The 15,116-nt window shown below is 71.0% G+C and carries 9 protein-coding genes; 3 read left to right on the plus strand and 6 right to left on the minus strand.

Annotated elements, in window-relative coordinates:
• Positions 1–47: 47 nt before the first annotated feature.
• The 4 genes from WME73_RS08045 to WME73_RS08060 all read right to left on the minus strand — a co-directional run bounded on the left by WME73_RS08045 (position 48) and on the right by WME73_RS08060 (position 7,226).
• Positions 48–449 (minus strand): hypothetical protein, encoded by a 402-nt coding sequence (locus tag WME73_RS08045; protein ID WP_437744905.1) that lies wholly within the window; start codon positions 447–449, stop codon positions 48–50.
• Positions 450–748: 299 nt separating this feature from the next.
• A complete protein-coding gene (locus WME73_RS08050) occupies positions 749–2,170 on the minus strand; it encodes a serine hydrolase domain-containing protein (protein WP_437744906.1) in 1,422 nt (473 codons plus the stop codon).
• A gap of 584 nt (positions 2,171–2,754) precedes the next feature.
• Positions 2,755–4,062 carry an efflux RND transporter periplasmic adaptor subunit gene (locus WME73_RS08055; protein ID WP_437915307.1) on the minus strand — a complete coding sequence of 436 codons (1,308 nt, stop codon included), beginning with the start codon at positions 4,060–4,062 and terminating at the stop codon, positions 2,755–2,757.
• Positions 4,059–7,226, minus strand: coding sequence for an efflux RND transporter permease subunit (locus WME73_RS08060; RefSeq protein ID WP_437915308.1), 3,168 nt, complete (start codon positions 7,224–7,226; stop codon positions 4,059–4,061). Before WME73_RS08060 ends, WME73_RS08055 begins: the two co-directional genes overlap by 4 nt.
• A gap of 126 nt (positions 7,227–7,352) precedes the next feature.
• On the opposite strand from WME73_RS08060, the gene WME73_RS08065 reads away from it, so the two are divergent.
• Positions 7,353–8,336 carry a LysR substrate-binding domain-containing protein gene (locus tag WME73_RS08065; protein ID WP_437915309.1) on the plus strand — a complete coding sequence of 328 codons (984 nt, stop codon included), beginning with the start codon at positions 7,353–7,355 and terminating at the stop codon, positions 8,334–8,336.
• 30 nt (positions 8,337–8,366) lie between these two features.
• Here the strand turns inward: WME73_RS08065 and WME73_RS08070 are convergent, their stop codons facing one another.
• Both WME73_RS08070 and WME73_RS08075 read right to left on the minus strand, forming a co-directional pair.
• Positions 8,367–10,535: a substrate-binding domain-containing protein gene (locus WME73_RS08070; RefSeq protein ID WP_437915310.1), complete on the minus strand. Its 2,169-nt coding sequence runs from the start codon at positions 10,533–10,535 to the stop codon at positions 8,367–8,369.
• Between the two features lie 513 nt (positions 10,536–11,048).
• Complete coding sequence (locus WME73_RS08075) at positions 11,049–11,648, minus strand: hypothetical protein (RefSeq protein ID WP_437915311.1); 600 nt, start codon at positions 11,646–11,648, stop codon at positions 11,049–11,051.
• Positions 11,649–11,798: 150 nt separating this feature from the next.
• On the opposite strand from WME73_RS08075, the gene WME73_RS08080 reads away from it, so the two are divergent.
• Both WME73_RS08080 and WME73_RS08085 read left to right on the plus strand, forming a co-directional pair.
• The gene (locus WME73_RS08080; protein WP_437915312.1) at positions 11,799–13,277 is read left to right on the plus strand and encodes a tetratricopeptide repeat protein; all 1,479 of its coding nucleotides are present in this window, start codon (positions 11,799–11,801) and stop codon (positions 13,275–13,277) included.
• A 58-nt stretch (positions 13,278–13,335) separates the two neighbouring features.
• Entirely contained in the window at positions 13,336–15,021 is a 1,686-nt protein-coding gene (locus WME73_RS08085) for a hypothetical protein (RefSeq protein ID WP_437915313.1), read from the plus strand.
• Positions 15,022–15,116: the final 95 nt, after the last annotated feature.

Here is a 15,116-nt window from a genome sequence, read left to right on the forward strand (position 1 = left end):
CAAAGCTGCGCCGCGCCGCCGACCTGGGTCGGGTCTTCGTCCCGCTGTTACTGGCGCATCCACGCCACGAGGAACTTGGTCGTGTTCGCCCCCGGGTTGAACGCGTCGCCCTCGCGGATGCTCGCCGAGAACTCGATGGTCCGGGGCCCGGTCTGGGACGCGCTGAACCCGACGGCGCCGTTGTGGCCATCGATCTGCACGGTGATCGTGCCGGCGACGATGTCCGTCGCGCTCGTGATCTTCTTGAAGCAGCCCCGCGTACCAGGCCAGCCGCTGTTGCAGGTCACCGACGTGAGGCCGATCTGGAGCGCCTGCTCCGCCTCTTCCACGGTCTCCTCGCTCAGGTCCTCCTCGCTCAGGGCCTCATCGCCCTCCTGCGCGATGCAGCCCGCGAGCGCCATGGAGGCGAGGACGGCGATCATCCCGCTGAGCTTCGTGAGAAACCTCATGCCTCGGCCCTTTCCGCTCGACCGAGCTCGTCGGTCATCTTCGGATCGGGCCATGGTGCAGCCGTCCTGGCCTTCGAGGAGTGTGCCTTGTGCGCTCTTGATGTCGTGTGTCATGCTCTGCCTCCATTCATGCTTTCGGTGTCCGTCGCTCCAGCGGGGTGGCCGTCGCGTTGCGGAGCTCGTACGAGCACCGTGATCTGGTATGGAGGTGGTACCGCACGGTCAGAGACGCGATAAGGGCAAACGTTCTTGCCCCACCTGGCAATGGTCCGGCTCGCGCCTCGCCTCCGCGGGCCGGGTCACCAGGTGAGGGACCCGTGGACCTTGGTCATGACCTCGTTGGCCCGGATGTCACCGAGCATCCAGTCGAACTCCTCCCAGGAGATCTTGCCCGTCGCCGGGTCGACGGTGAAATGGTCGTACTTCGGCAGCCCGTGGTTCGTGAGCAGGATCGTGAACATCTCGCGGCTCGGCTCGGGATCGACCACGATGAGCGTCCCTGCGGCGCCTGTCTTGCTGTAGGCGACGGTCGATGTCGACTCTCCGCCGGGCCACATGCCTGCGTCCCACATCTCCCAGCCGTACCCCTTGCGCGAGTAGATCAGGTTCTCGGAGTACGTCCAGGCCGACCTGTTGAGGTGGAGCGAGCCTGTCTGGGTCGTGGTCATGTCGAGCACGGCCTGGGCAGGGAGCAGGGTGGCTATGCACATGTTGAGAGGCCACTGGTTGCAGCTGTAGGCGTGCTTGCCCCGGTTCAACAACATCTGGGCGAACCTGGCCAGATCGCTCGCGGTCGAGAACAGGCCGTCGCACCCGGTGAGGTGCTCGGCCGGGTCCGGGCCGTCCCCTTCGAGGAAGTAGTCGGTCTCGTCCTGCACCTCGCCCCGGAGATAGCGCTCGCGCGCCGCGGACCACGCCGTGCCGACGAAGCGGTCCTCCTTCTCCGGCATGTTGAGCCACGGCTGAAAGCCCGTGTCATTCATTTGCAGCGGGTCGAAGATGTAGGTCTTCATCAGGTTCTGGAGCGAGTCGCCGCCGACCGTCTCCAGCACGTGGCCCAGGATCCGAAAGCCGAGATCGCTGTAGACGACCTTCGTCCCCCGCGGGTGGGCCAGCGGCGCGTCGAGCATCGAGTGCCAGGGGTCGGCGTCGTCGAAGAGGCCGTTCGGGTTGCTGTCGTCGAAGTAGTCGATATCCTCCCCCGATACGTAGCTCATCAGATCCCTGATCGTGACAGAGCTCTTGTTATTGACCGAGGAGACGGCGAACTCCGAGAAATACGTCGCGACCGTGTTGTTGATGTTGAACCCCGGGTAATCCCCGGACTCTTGCATTCTCATCGCGAGAAAGACGGTGAACGGCTTGGTCATGGACTGGAGATCGAAGATCCCATCGAGCGGCATCGGCACCGAGGGCATGCTCGGATCGTCCTCGTTCAGGCCGTCTCTCGTCCCCACGGCGGTGTGGAGCACGACCCGGCCCCGGCGGGCGACCAGGAGGACCGCGCCATTGATATCCCCGTCGTCCACCGCATCCTCCAGCTCGTTGACCGCCTGGTCGAGGAGGGCGCTGGACAGACCCACCGATTCCGGTGTGCCCGGGCGGACGGAGTACCTGATCGCCGGCTCCAGAGGGTACGTGTCCTGGGCGTGCGCCGACGGCGCCATGCCGACGATGGCGGCGGCCGCGGCTCCACAGAAGATCAAGCTACTGGCTCTCATGTTCGCGATTCCTTCCTGGAAGGGTACTGCAGCCTCAACGCGGGGCGGGGCGAAGGGCTATCGGGGTCATCCGCTGCGGTCTCGGAGCGCCTCTTCGCCCGCGCCCCGTCAGGGGCGTATCCACCCTTCGTGCCAGCGGGCCGCACGGCGCTCTGGCGAGCAGCGCACCCCGCGCGGCGCGCGCGCCGTGGTGGCCGCGACGACGGCCGGGCGCCCCTCGGGAGCGGCCGTGGCGCCGCCTGCAGTCCGCGAAAATGCGTTTTATATCAACCACTTGCGAGGATCATGACGCCCCCGGTAGCGCCGCGCCGGGCGCCGCCCCCGCCTGGCGCCGCGCCGCTCGCGAGGACGAGGGGAGAGGCTCGGCGCGCTGCTGCGCCGCACGAAGGCACGCTCGCGGAGCGTGACATCGTGACGTTGTCACGGCGTGACATCGTGACATTGTCACAGCGTGACATCCAAATCTTGGCGTCGTATGGCGTCTTGGCGACCCCATCATTCCGGCAAGGTGGGGTAAGTCCCCCACCACCCGGCGTTCTTCAGGACGCTGCTTGCCCAGGAGCTCGACGCGAGCGAGGCTGGCTTCAGCGGTTAGGCCCGCCCGGAGGCGGCGGCGGCGGCCCTTCAGGGAGGATCTCGACCGCCATCCCCTCGCTCAGCTCCGCGCTCGCGAGCTTCACGACCCGCTCGCTCCCGTCGAGCCCGGTCGACACCTGGATCGTCGCCCCCGTGTCGCGCTCGACGACGATCGGCGCGAAGCGGATCCTGCTCCCGGGGTCGATGACGGCCACGCGGAGCCCCTTGGCGTCGTTGTAGAGCGCCGTCGCCGGGATCTCGAGCACGCGGTGCGGCGTGGGCAAGGTCAGCGCGACCTCCGCGTACATGCCGGCGAGGAGCCGGCCGTCGGGGTTCGGCACCCGCACCTCCGTGTTCATCGTCCGGGTCGCCGCGTCGAGCGCGCCGGCCGTGCGCGCGATCGTGCCCTGGAACGGCTGCCCCGCGAACTCGCGCACCGTGACCTTCGCCGGCGCGTCGACCCGCACGCTGGGCGCCACGTCCTGCGGGACGCCCACGAAGACGCGCACGGGGTCGGTCGCCGCGACGGTGAAGAGCGGCGTCCCGTTGCCCGCCGTGACCAGCGCCCCGCGCTCGGTCGTGCGCGAGGTGACCGTCCCCGCGAACGGCGCGGCGACCTTCGCGAACTTCTTCTGATCCAGGATGCGCTGGACGTTCGCCTGCTGCGCGGTGATCGCCGCGCGCGCCACGGTGACGCTCGCCTCGGCGACGTGCGCCTGCCCCTGCCGCTGCTCGAGCTCCTCCTGCGGCGCCACGCCCGCGGGGACGAGCTGCTCGTAGCGCTTCACGCTCGACCTCGACAGGTCGCGGTTGGCCTCGGCCTGCACGAGGCCGGCGCTCGCCTGCACCAGCTGCGCGCGGGCCTGCGCGAGCTCCTGATCGAGCTCGGGCGTGTCGATCTCGGCGAGGATCTGCCCCTCCTCGACCTTGTCGCCGATGTCCGCGGTCCACCTCCGCACGTAGCCGCTCACGCGCGGGTAGACGACCGTCTCCGCGAGGGGCTGGATGCTCCCGGGCAGGACGAGCGCCCGGTCGCTCGACACCGGCTGCGGCGCGACGACCCCCACGCGCGGGGCCGCGCCCTCGGCGGCCCGCGCGCCCTGCTCGAGCGCGGCGCGGGCGTTCCGGCGGGGCAGGTAGGCCGCGGCGAACGCCGCCCCGAGCACGACGACGAGCCCCACGCCGAGGGCGAGGCCGCGGGTCCTCGTCAGCACGGCGGGCGGCGGCAGATCGAACCCGAGGTCGTCGGCGGGGCTGCCCGGGGGCGGGGGAGCGGAGGTCGGGGGGGCAGCGGATCGGCGGGCGGGGGAGCTCATAGGTCCTCTGCGAGCAGGTCTCTGGCCGGGGCCTTGTTCCGGAGGAGGCTGTACATCACGGGCACGAAGAAGAGCGTGCTCAGCGTCGCGACGAGGAGACCGCCGATGACCGCGCGCCCCAGCGGGGCGTTCTGCTCGCCGCCCTCGCCCAGGCCGAGCGACATGGGCAGCATGCCGAAGATCATCGCGAGCGCCGTCATGAGCACCGGCCTGAGGCGCGTCATGCCCGCGGCGAGGGCCGCTGTGCCCGCGTCGCGGCCCAGCTTGCGCTGGTCGTTCGCGAACGTCACGACGAGGATGCTGTTCGCCGTGGCGACGCCGACGCACATGATCGAGCCCATGAGCGCGGGCACGCTCAGCGTCGTGTGCGTCACGAACAGCACCCACGCGATGCCCGCCACCGCGCCCGGGAGCGCCATCAGGATGATGAGCGGGTCGAGCCACGACTGGAAGTTCACGACCATCAGCAGGTAGACGAGCACGACCGCGAAGAGGAGCCCGTAGCCGAGCCCCGTGAACGAGGTGTCCATGCTCTCCGCCTGCCCCTTGACGGTCACCTTCGTCCCGCGCGGCAGCTCGGGCCTGAGCTCGTCGACGACGCGCGAGACGGCGCCCGCGACCGAGCCGAGGTCGGTGCCGTCGACGTTCGCCTGGACGTCGAACGTCCTCGCGACGTTGTAATGGGTGATGTTCGCCGGTCCGGTCGCGCGCGACATCGACGCGACGTTGGACAGGAGCTGGGGGCGGCCGTCGCCGGTCGACAGCGGCGTTGTGTTCACGTCGTCGATGGACCCCATCGCGTACTGGGGCGTCTGCACGGCGACGAGGTACTGCACGCCGCGCTTGTCCAGCCAGTAGGTCGGCGACGTCTGCCCGCTCGACGAGAGCGAGACCAGCACGTCGCTCGCCACGTCGCGCTGGCTGAGCCCCAGCTGGTCGGCCATCGTGCGGTCGACGTCGATGCGGAGCTGCGGCCTCGCCGGCACCTGCGCGAGGTGGACGTCGACGGCGCCGGGGATCCTCTCCATGCGATCGGCGATCTTCAGCGCGACGGCGTAGGTCTCGTCCTCTTTGCCGATCGGGCCGACCACCTGGACGTTGATGGGCGCCGCGAGGCCGAAGTTCAGCACCTGCGTCGAGATGTCGGGGGCGAGGAAGAAGAACGTCGTGTCGGGGTACGCCGCGTTGAGCCTCGCGCGGAGCGTCCGGACGTGGTCCGCGGTGGGCCGGTGGTGCTCCGCGAGCGCGATGAAGATCTGCCCGTCGGCCGACGAGATCTGCGCGCCCTCGCTGAGCGACAGGTTGATGCCGCTCGCCGGGATCCCGATGCTGTCGAGCATCGTGCGGATCTCGCCCGGCGGGAGCGCCCCGCGGATGGTCTCCTCGATCCGGGCGAAGCGCCGCTCGCTCTCCTCGAGGCGGGTGCCCGGCGGGCCGCGCACGTGGAGCTTGATGAGCCCCGCGTCGACGGTCGGGAAGAAGTCGCGGCCGAGGAGCGGGATCAGCGCGACCGAGGCGGCGACGAGCGCAAGGAACGCCCCGACGAACAGGGCGCGGTGGGCGAGCGCCCAGGCGAGCCACCCGCCGTACGCCGCCCGCAGCCGGTCGAAGGCGCGGTTGAACGCGGCGAAGACGCGCCCGAAGAGGCCTCGGGGAGCGGCGTGGCCGTGCGCGTGCTCCGCCGCCTCGCGCTCGAGCAGGAGGCGCACGAGCGTCGGGACGAGCGTCCGCGACAGGAAGTACGACGTGAGCATGGCGAAGACGACCGCCATGGCCATCGGCACGAAGAGCGACCGCGCGGCGCCGGTGATGAACGCGACCGGCACGAAGACGATGCAGATGCAGAGCGTGGAGACGAGCGCCGGGACGGCGATCTCCTGCGCCCCGTCGACGATGGCGCGCAGGAACGGCTTCCGCTGCCCGAGGTTCCTGTGGATGTTCTCGATGGCCACGGTCGCGTCGTCGACGAGGATGCCGACGGCGAGCGCCATCCCGCCGAGCGTCATCACGTTGAGCGTGTGGCCGAGGGCGTTCAGCGCGATGATCGAGACGAGGATCGAGAGCGGGATGCTGATGACGACGATGAGCGTGCTGCGCCAGCTCCCGAGGAACAGCACGATCATGAGCGCCGTGAGCCCCGCGGCGATCAGCGCCTCGTGCACGACCCCGGAGACCGCGGCGCGGACGAACACCGACTGATCGAAGAGCAGCGAGACCTTGAGCTCCTTCGGGAGCTTCTCCAGCGTGGCCGGCAGCATCGCGTGGATGCGCGAGGCGACGTCGAGCGTGCTCGCGCTCCCGTTCTTGAGGATGCTCAGGAGCACGCTGCGCTTGCCCTCCACGTGCACCATGTTCGTCTGCGGCGCGCTCCCGTCGCGCACGCTCGCGACGTCGCGGAGGGTGATGGTCCTGCCGTTCACCGTCTTGAGCGGCAGCTTCCCGAGCTCCTCGAAGGCCGCGGGGCTGCTGTTCATGATGACGGGGTACTCGTTCTCCCCCATCTTCGCCGTGCCGGAGGGCAGGGTGACGTTCTGCAGCCCGAGCGCCGCGTTCACGTCGCGCGGCGACAGCCCCCAGGCGAAGAGGCGCTGCGGGTCGATGTCGACCATGATCTGGCGCTGCTTCCCGCCGTACGGGTACGGGATCTGCGTGCCCCGGATCGTGGCGATGTCGGCGCGGATGAAGTTGACCGCGTAATCGAAGAGCTGCTGCTCGCTCAGCGACTCGCTCTCCAGCGCGGCCTGGAGGATCGGCACGTTCGAGGCGCTGTAACGGATGATGAGCGGCGGGCTGATCCCGGGCGGCATCTGGCGGATCGCCGTCTGCGAGATCGCCGTGACCTGCGCCGTCGCGGCCTCGATGCTGGCGCCGGGCTGGAGGAAGATCTTGATGATCGAGATGCCGGTGAGCGACTGGCTCTCGATATGATCGATGTCGTTGACGGTCGTGGTGAGGAAGCGCTCGTAGTTGTTGACGATGCGCTTCTCCATCTCCTCGGGGGGGAGACCGCCGTAGTTGAAAATTACCGACAGGACCGGGATGTCGATGTCCGGGAAGATGTCCGTCGGCATCCGGGCGACGGTGAACACGCCCAGGATGACGATCAGCATCGACATCACGATGAACGTGTACGTGCGTTGAAGCGCGATCCGGACGAGCCACATGGGCCAATTCCCGTCCCCCTCCGGAGCGCCCCGGCCGGGGGTGGCGCCTGAGGGCAGGCTCCGCATTTAGGGTGCCCTTGACGTTCGTCCAATCTATTCTTTCGTATCACACGATACCTTCAAGGTATGGATCTACGCCACCTCCGGTACTTCACGGCCGTCGCCGAGGAGCGGCACTTCGGCCGCGCGGCGCAGCGGCTCGGCATCGCCCAGCCGCCGCTGAGCCGGCAGATCCAGGATCTCGAGTCCGAGCTCGGGTTCTCGCTCTTCGATCGCTCGCGGCGGCGCGTCGAGCTGACGCCCGCGGGCGCGGTGTTCCTCGCCCATGTCCGGCGGGTCTTCGACGCGCTCGAGCTCGCGGTGCACGAGGCCCGGCGCGCGAGCGTGGGCGAGACGGGGCGCCTCGTTGTCGGGTACCTGTCGTCGCTCGCCTACAGCGGCATCACCGAGCTGGTGCGCACCTTTCGCGGGGAGCTCCCCGCGGTGGAGCTCGCGCTCCGCGAGATGCCGCCGCAGGAGCAGATCGAGGCGCTGAAGGACGGGCGCATCGACGTCGGCTTCGTGAGGGCGCCGCTCCACGACGCCCGGCTCGCGTCCGAGTGCGTCCGGCGCGAGCCGCTCCTGGTCGCCCTGCCGGCCGATCACCCGCTCGCCGCGCGGAAGCGCATCCCGCTCGAGCTCCTGTCGCGCGAGCCGTTCGTCGTGTTCCCGCGCCAGCGCGGGTCGGCCTTCTTCGACCTGGTGATGGGGCTCTGCCGCGCGGCGGGCTTCTCCCCGCGCATCGCGCAGGAGGCGCTGCACCTCGACATCCTGAGCCTGGTGGCGGCGGGCTTCGGCGTCTCTATCCTGCCGGAATCCATCAAGAATATCGGTCGCAAGGGGCTCGCGCTGCGCCCGATCGTGGGCGCGCCGTCGACCGATCTGCTCGTCGCATGGCGCGCCGACGACGCGTCTCCCACGCTCCGCCAGTTCCTGTCGTTCGTGCGGCGGGTCGGCGTCAGCAAGGGCAAGCCGCGCGCGGCGCCCGGCGCGCCGGGGGAGCCGGGGGAAGGCAAGCGCGGCCGCCGTGCCCGCGGGGCCGCCGCGGCGAGGCCAGACGCAGCGGAATAGCGGAGCCGAGGCGCGGCGCGCGCCGACGGCTCAGGCCCGGGGGACCCGCGGCGCGTCGAGCGGCTGCCGCTTGCGGCGCAGCGCCGAGAGCGCGCTGCCGAGGGTCTGGTGGAGCGTCATCCCCTGGAGGTCGATGCCGAGGCGGATGAACCCCTGCGCGACCTGGGGCCGCATCCCCACGACGATGACCTCGGCGCCGAGCAGGAGGGCGGCGCGGGTCGTCTTCATCAGCGACGCCGCGACCTGCATGTCGGCGAAGGGCACGCCGGTGATGTCCATCAGCAGCACCTCGGCTTCCTGGCGGCCGAGCTCCGCGAGCACCACCTCGAGCACGTGGCGCGCGCGCTCCAGATCGATGGCGCCGACGAGCGGCACGAGCAGCACGCCCTGGTCGAGCGGGATGACCGGGCACCCGAGCCGGCGCACGTCGTCCGCGAGGGCGCGCTCGCGCTCGTAGGCGGCGCGCGCCTGCTGCTCCTGCGCGACCAGCGACTCGATCAGCGACGCGCGCTCGAACGCCGCGGTGAGCATCGCCACCCACATCTCCATGTCCCGGTGATCCAGCCCGAGCGGGCTGCTCACCGGCGCGCAGACGGCGAGGATGCCGCGATCCTCACCCTCGCTGCGGAGCGGGATGAGCCGGAGGACGTGGTCGCTCCGCCGGGCGGCGGCAGGCAGCCAGTCGCCGCGCGGGAACGCCTCGGCCGCGACGCGCGCGCCCGCTTCCGGCGTGGCGGCCGCCGCTCCGGGGGAGCAGCTCTCGACGACCCGCAGCAGGGGACCCGTGTCCTCGGGCGCCTCCCACACGGCGAGGCAGCCCCAGCTCATCTGCACCGCGGAGAGCCAGCTCAGCTTGCTCCCGCCGCCGCCCGCGTCCGCCAGGAGCGTCTCCCGGATGACGAGGTTGATGTCGAGCAGGCCGTTCAGGTAGTCGGCGCGGGCCGCCTCGATCGCGACCCGGCCCTCCATCATGGCGCGCCGGGCCGCCCGGATGTACGCCGCGACGCGCCGCTCGGCGGCGGCGTCCCCCGCGCCGCGGAGCATCGTCTGGCCGGCCCGCTCCAGCCGGTCGACCATCTCGAGGAGCTGGTCGATGTCGGGCATCTGCTCCGCGGCCTCTCGCCAGGCCCTCTCCAGCGCCGCGGCAGCCGGGCCGGGCCTGCCCCAGACGGCCGCCTCGAGCCCGAGGACCACCTCCGTGGCCCCGGGCCAGGCCTCTTCCGGCGGCGAGCTCGGATCGAGCGCCGTCGAGGCGCTCGCGAGCGCGGCGAGCTCCCGCGCGAGCGCGCCGGCCCGCGCAGCGGCGCTGCGGGCCGACGCGGGCGCGCTGGCCGGCGCCGCGGCGCTGCGGGACGACGGGGGCGCGTCGCGCAGCGCCGGGGCGGGCGAGCAGCCGCAGGAGCGGCGCAGGACCAGGGTCGTCGGCGCGATGTGCCCCGCGCAGGGGAGCTCCCGCCCGGCGAGGAGGTCGATGAGCAGCTCGGCGGCCGTCCCGCCGAGCCGGTCGAACCGCTGGCGGACCGTCGTCAGCGGCGGCGAGGCGTACCGGGCCGCCTCGATGTCGTCGAACCCGACGAGCGCGATGTCCTCGGGGACGCGGATGCCTGCCTCGGCGAACGCGTCGAGGACCCCGAGCGCCTCCTTGTCGGCCGACATGAACATCGCGGTGCAGGTGACGCCCTCTTCCAGCAGGCGCCGCACGGCGAGCCGCCCGCTCGCCCGCTCGTTGTTCGGAAGATCGAAGACGAGGTCGGGGTCGAACGAGATGCCGCGCTCCTCGAGCGCGTCCCGGTAGGCCTGGAAGCGCTGCCGGATGTCCTCGTGCGCCATGTGGCCCGCGAAGACGATCCGCTCGTGGCCGTGGTCGAGCAGGTGGCGCACGGCCGAGAGGGCGCCACCGTGGTTGTCGGGCAGGACGTAGGGACAGCGCGCGTCCTCGTTTGCGCGCGCGCTGAGGGTCACGACGGGCCGGCCGTCGTCGAGGAAGGGCTCGAGTTCCGCCGCGTCGATGAGCGCGATCCACCCGTCGACCTGGTCTCGCGCGAGCCGCAGCCTGTGGACGTCTCGCGGGGACGCCCTGATGGCGAGCACCCGATATCCGGCGCGCGCGGCGGCCGACTGGATACCGCCGAGAAGCTCGCAAACATAGCTGCCCCAGATGTCGGGGCACATGATGCCGATGGCTCTATCGAGCGACATGGTGGCAGGATCCTCGGTGGTCCTCAGCGCCGGCGTTCCGTCGTGCCGCGATCACAAGCGGAAATGGGTAGCACGGGACACCCGTGTGGCCATGCCGCTCTGCGGCGCGCTCGCGGTGGGAGCGAGCGCTCGTCGTCTCGAGCTCCCGCGTTCCCGCGTCCTCACGTCCGGCTCCCGGTCGCCTGCTGATGGCCGTGCTGTGCGGCAAGCGGCGCGAGTATCGGATGGACCGCGATGCTTGTCAGCTCCGATTGTCGCGCGCCGAAAGCGCCGCGGCGGGCGGCTTCAGGGGCTCGGAGCCGTGCTGGGCGATGTCATGGTCTTTCCTGTCCGGTCTCCGACGCGCAACTCTCGTCACTCGAACGAGCACACGTTGTTTGTGCGCAGACCCAAGAAGTACTGGGCGAGTGTCGTTGCCATTTCTGATCGGCTCGGCGCATGAGATCGAAGACGTGGCCTTGGGGGCGCCTCCATGGCGAGCGCATCGACACCCCGCAGCGCCTTGGTCGCGGCTCAGGTCCCGTGCGGCGAGCGTTGCTCGGAATCGCTCGAAAAGAGAAACGCCTGCTGCTCGAGGGCCACCCGCCCCTTGCGCTTGGGCCGGCGCGGCGGCGCCCCGGACTCCGTCGGCTCGCCCTCGGTCTGCTCGGCGCAGCGCGGGCAGACGGCGGGCGGCGCGGGCGGCTCCGGCGCCGCGATCTCGAGCCGGGGCGGCGAGGGGGGCTCCGGCGCCGCCTCGGGCTGCGGCGGTTCGACCGGATCCGCCCGCTCGATCTCGGCGCGACCGCGCGCGTGCTCGGCGGTGACCAGGGCGCGGAGGGCGCGGGCGGCGGCGCGGTGCTCGGCGGCTGCCCGGCGCAGGCGCGCGACGAGCTCCAGCGCTGCCCGCGGCGGCGCGTGGAAGCGGGCGCGCTCGCGGTGCGCGCAGCCGTCGTGGGCGCCGCCGCTGCTGCCGCAGTCGATGCAGATCCGCTCGAGCGCGAGCGGCTCCCGGATGGCGGAGGTCGGCTCGTCCGCCGCGGTGTCGTCGGGCGGGAATGCGTCGATGGGTTCCTCGGCGGGCGGCAGCTCCTCGACGACGGCGGCGGCGGCGGCGGCCTTGCGGTGGCGCATGTCGATCGGCTAGCAGATCATTGAACGGATGTACAGTTGTCCCTGGTTCTCGCGGCGCGGCGGACCGTCCGGGAGTGGCGGACGTCCTGGCATGGCGGACCAAGGAAACGCCTGTGTCTGCCGTGTCCATTGTGATTGAATCCCAGGTTCATGGCTCAGGATGCGGTCACGCGGCTCGGCAGGGAGGCGCTCTCGCAGTACACCCGCGATGAGCTGATCGACCTGGCTGACCGCGAGCTGGCCCGCACGGCGGAACCGCTCGTGTTCCTCGCGGAGGCGTCGCGCCGTGAAGACGCGCTCGACGACCGGATCGCGTTGCTCTACGAGCGCGCGCTGCGGTCTCCGTCTCCGCTGGTCAGGTTCCATGCGGCCTGGTGCGTCTACGACACCAGAGCTTGCTGGGCCCGGTTCATCCCCGTCCTGCAAGCCGCCCGCGAGGCCGAGGACGACGAGCCGAACCGGGAGAACATCGATACCGTGATCGAGCTTCTGCAGACCGAGCTCCGGGAGGAGGAAGAGGAGCAGATCCGGTGGGCGCACCGGGGGCTCGCTCGCGTCGAGTACGACGTGACCAGGCGGCGAGCGCTGTCCAGCGAGGAGCTCACGGCGCTCAAGCAGGCCGTCGACTTCCTGCGCATGCCGTACGATATCTACCATTGGTACTCCGAGCGGAGCCTGACCATGTCGCTGGAGCGCGCGCTCGCGTCGCTCCGCCAGCTCGAGCGCTGGTGGGACGAGATCGCGCCTTCGTTCCAGTCCGAGGCCCCCTATCAACACGCGGATCCGTTCATGGACGAGGACAGCATTCACCCGCTGGGGGCCTACATCATCAGCAGCCAGTTCCTGTGGCATTATCACGAATCGGATCAGGCGGAGCGCCATCTCCTCCGCTCCTTCCACCTGGCGGAGACGCTCATGGCGAGGGGGCAGGGCGGAGCGGCTCAGGTCATGCCTCGCGCGCCCCTGAAGGAGCGGTATCAGGACAGCGTGTCGCGTTGCTACCATGACCCGCGCCTCTACACGGTCAATCATTTCTACCTCGGAGAGCTCTACGAGCGTCGGGGCGCTCATGAGCAGGCCGCGCGGCACTACGCGCGCTTCGCCGAGCTCGAGCCCGATTTCTCCCCGAGGAACTCGTACGCCTCCCACCCGGATTACTACGACGTGAAGCGGTTCTATCCGGGGACGGTCGAGGCGTACGGCAGGCTCGGGAACCTGTACCGCGATCGGCTGGGCAATCCGGATCGGGCGCGGTTCTACTACGAGGAGGCCCTGCGGCTGAGCCCGTCGCACCACACCCCGTACCGGGAGTACGCGCGCCTCCTGCAGCAGGCCGATCCTTGCGGGGCGCTCGACCTCCTGCGGCAGGAGATCGAGGTGCTGACCTCCTATCCGGATCCCGATCCAAGCCCGAACTCGCGCTGTCTTCCGTTCGAACCTCGGGAGGTGGTCGAGCGGTTCCATGCATGGCGCTCTCACCCGATGGCGCCGCGCCACGACGTGGACGTCATGGCGCGGTCGGTCCTCCGGTTCCTGAAGCGCCTGTCTGTCGAGCCGTACCGGTTTGCGTACTCCCGGTGGAATGAGCTCGCCCAGCAGGTGGAGAGCGCGTCGTCTCCGAGCGCGTGACCCCCGGCGCCGTCGGGGCGCTGCGTCCGGCGGGGGGCCGACGTGGTAGCCTGCCGGCATGATCCTCCCGCTCGCGCCGCTCGCGCAGAGGAGCGCGCTGCCCCGGCCAGCCCGGGGTGTCCGGCTCGCGCGCGCGGCCTTCCTCGCCGGGGCGGCCGCGGCCTCCCTCGCGCTCGGCTGCCAGGGCATCCTCGGCATTCACGACGTCTCGCGCGACGGAGCCGGCGGTGACGGCGGCGCTGGCGCCGGTGGCGCCGCCGCGTCGGGCGGAGGCGGCGGCGACCTGTCCGCGCACGGCAGCGGCGGCGGGGCGCCGCAGGCGGGCTTCTCGATCGCGCTCGACCCGGCGGCGGCGCGCGTGGTGCGCGGCGGCTCGACGTCGCTCACCGTCGCCGTCACCCGCTCGGACGACTTCGTGGGCGACGTCGCGCTCTCGCTGTCGGGCCTGCCGAGCGGCGTCACGGCGAGCCCGGTCGTGGTCCCGGGCGGCGAGGTTACCGGCGTGCTCACGCTGACCGCGGAGCCGCTCGCGGCGGTCGGCGGTGCCGCGCCCTCGCTCGTGGCCAGCGCGCCCGGGCTGGAGGATCGGGAGCTGCCGGTCTCGCTGCTCGTCGCCGATCCGCCGGGGACGCTCGATGCATCGTTCGACGGCGAGGGCATCGCCACCAGCGGCACGCCCCACGAGGCGCGCGCCATCGTCGTCCAGGAGGACGACAGGATCCTCGTCGCAGGGGTCGACGGGGACACCTGGGGGCTCGCGCGCTTCCTGCCGAGCGGCGTGCTCGATCCGGAGTTCGGCACAGGCGGCCTCGTCGTCGGCCAGAAGGGGACGGTCGAGTCGCTGGCCCTGCAGCCCGACGGGCGCATCCTGGCGGTGGGGACGCGCGATCACCAGCTCGCGGTCGTCCGGTTCCACGGGAACGGCGGGATCGATCAGGCCTTTGGCGCCAGCGGGATCGCGAAGCTCGATCCGGCCACGATCAGTGATTCGGAGGGCTTCGACGTCGCCGTCCAGAGCGATGGCGCGATCATCGCCGTCGGTGTCGGCCCCGGCAGCCGCGGCATCGTCGCGCGGTTCTCCTCGACGGGCGACCTCGATCGCGACTTCGGCGGTTCGGGTCTCTTCTCGATGGATGAGCGGCCGCTGCACTCTGTCGCGCTCGGGGAGGACGATCACATCGTCGCCGGAGGGACCGAGCGGGACGCGGGCCCCACCTTCCTTGCGGCGCGGCTCGATCGCGACGGGGTTCTCGATCCTGGCTTCGGAACGGGCGGCATCGCCTACCTCTCGCAGACGCCCTACAACGATTCCGACCTCGCCCTCGGAAGCGACGGTAAGCCGGTCCTCGTGGGATACGCGCTCGACGGCGTGAACCACCATGCCTTCGCGCGCTTCAACGCGGACGGCTCGGCGGACACGACGTTCGGCGGGACTGGCATGGTGAACGCGAGCGGCGAAGAGAAGCCCTATGTGCGGGGCTACGGTGTCGCCCTCCAGGCCGACGGCAAGATCCTCGGCGCGGTCGCGGGCGGCACCGTGAACTCGGGCATCACGGCCTCGATCCTGCGGCTCCTGCCGGACGGCTCCAGGGACGCCGGGTTCGGCGCCTCGGGCGCCGTCGTGCTCGACGACCATCCGGACCAGAACTACCTCTACGCCGTCACCGTCCAGCGCGACGGCCGCATCGTGGCCGCGGGGAAGCGGTCGAACCTCGGGCTCATGGTCGTGCGCATCTGGGATTAGGCGCTGTTCGTGCCCGCCTGCACCGTGACCCCGACAGTTCGACGACCCAGCGACCAGGGTGTACCGGCGCCAGCCGGGGGGAGGGGCTGCTGGCG

Origin of the sequence: Sorangium sp. So ce302 (assembly GCF_051530145.1) — a bacterium.
In the GTDB taxonomy this organism is placed as follows: domain Bacteria; phylum Myxococcota_A; class Polyangia; order Polyangiales; family Polyangiaceae; genus Sorangium; species Sorangium cellulosum_B.

Excerpts from the sequence above, each read along its gene's own strand:
- WME73_RS08045 (WP_437744905.1), bottom strand. The coding sequence starts at position 449 with ATGAGGTTTCTCACGAAGCTCAGCGGGATGATCGCCGTCCTCGCCTCC.
- WME73_RS08050 (WP_437744906.1), bottom strand. The coding sequence starts at position 2,170 with ATGAGAGCCAGTAGCTTGATCTTCTGTGGAGCCGCGGCCGCCGCCATC.
- WME73_RS08065 (WP_437915309.1), top strand. The coding sequence starts at position 7,353 with ATGGATCTACGCCACCTCCGGTACTTCACGGCCGTCGCCGAGGAGCGG.
- WME73_RS08085 (WP_437915313.1), top strand. The coding sequence starts at position 13,336 with ATGATCCTCCCGCTCGCGCCGCTCGCGCAGAGGAGCGCGCTGCCCCGG.
- WME73_RS08060 (WP_437915308.1), bottom strand. The coding sequence starts at position 7,226 with ATGTGGCTCGTCCGGATCGCGCTTCAACGCACGTACACGTTCATCGTG.
- WME73_RS08075 (WP_437915311.1), bottom strand. The coding sequence starts at position 11,648 with ATGCGCCACCGCAAGGCCGCCGCCGCCGCCGCCGTCGTCGAGGAGCTG.
- WME73_RS08055 (WP_437915307.1), bottom strand. The coding sequence starts at position 4,062 with ATGAGCTCCCCCGCCCGCCGATCCGCTGCCCCCCCGACCTCCGCTCCC.
- WME73_RS08070 (WP_437915310.1), bottom strand. The coding sequence starts at position 10,535 with ATGTCGCTCGATAGAGCCATCGGCATCATGTGCCCCGACATCTGGGGC.
- WME73_RS08080 (WP_437915312.1), top strand. The coding sequence starts at position 11,799 with ATGGCTCAGGATGCGGTCACGCGGCTCGGCAGGGAGGCGCTCTCGCAG.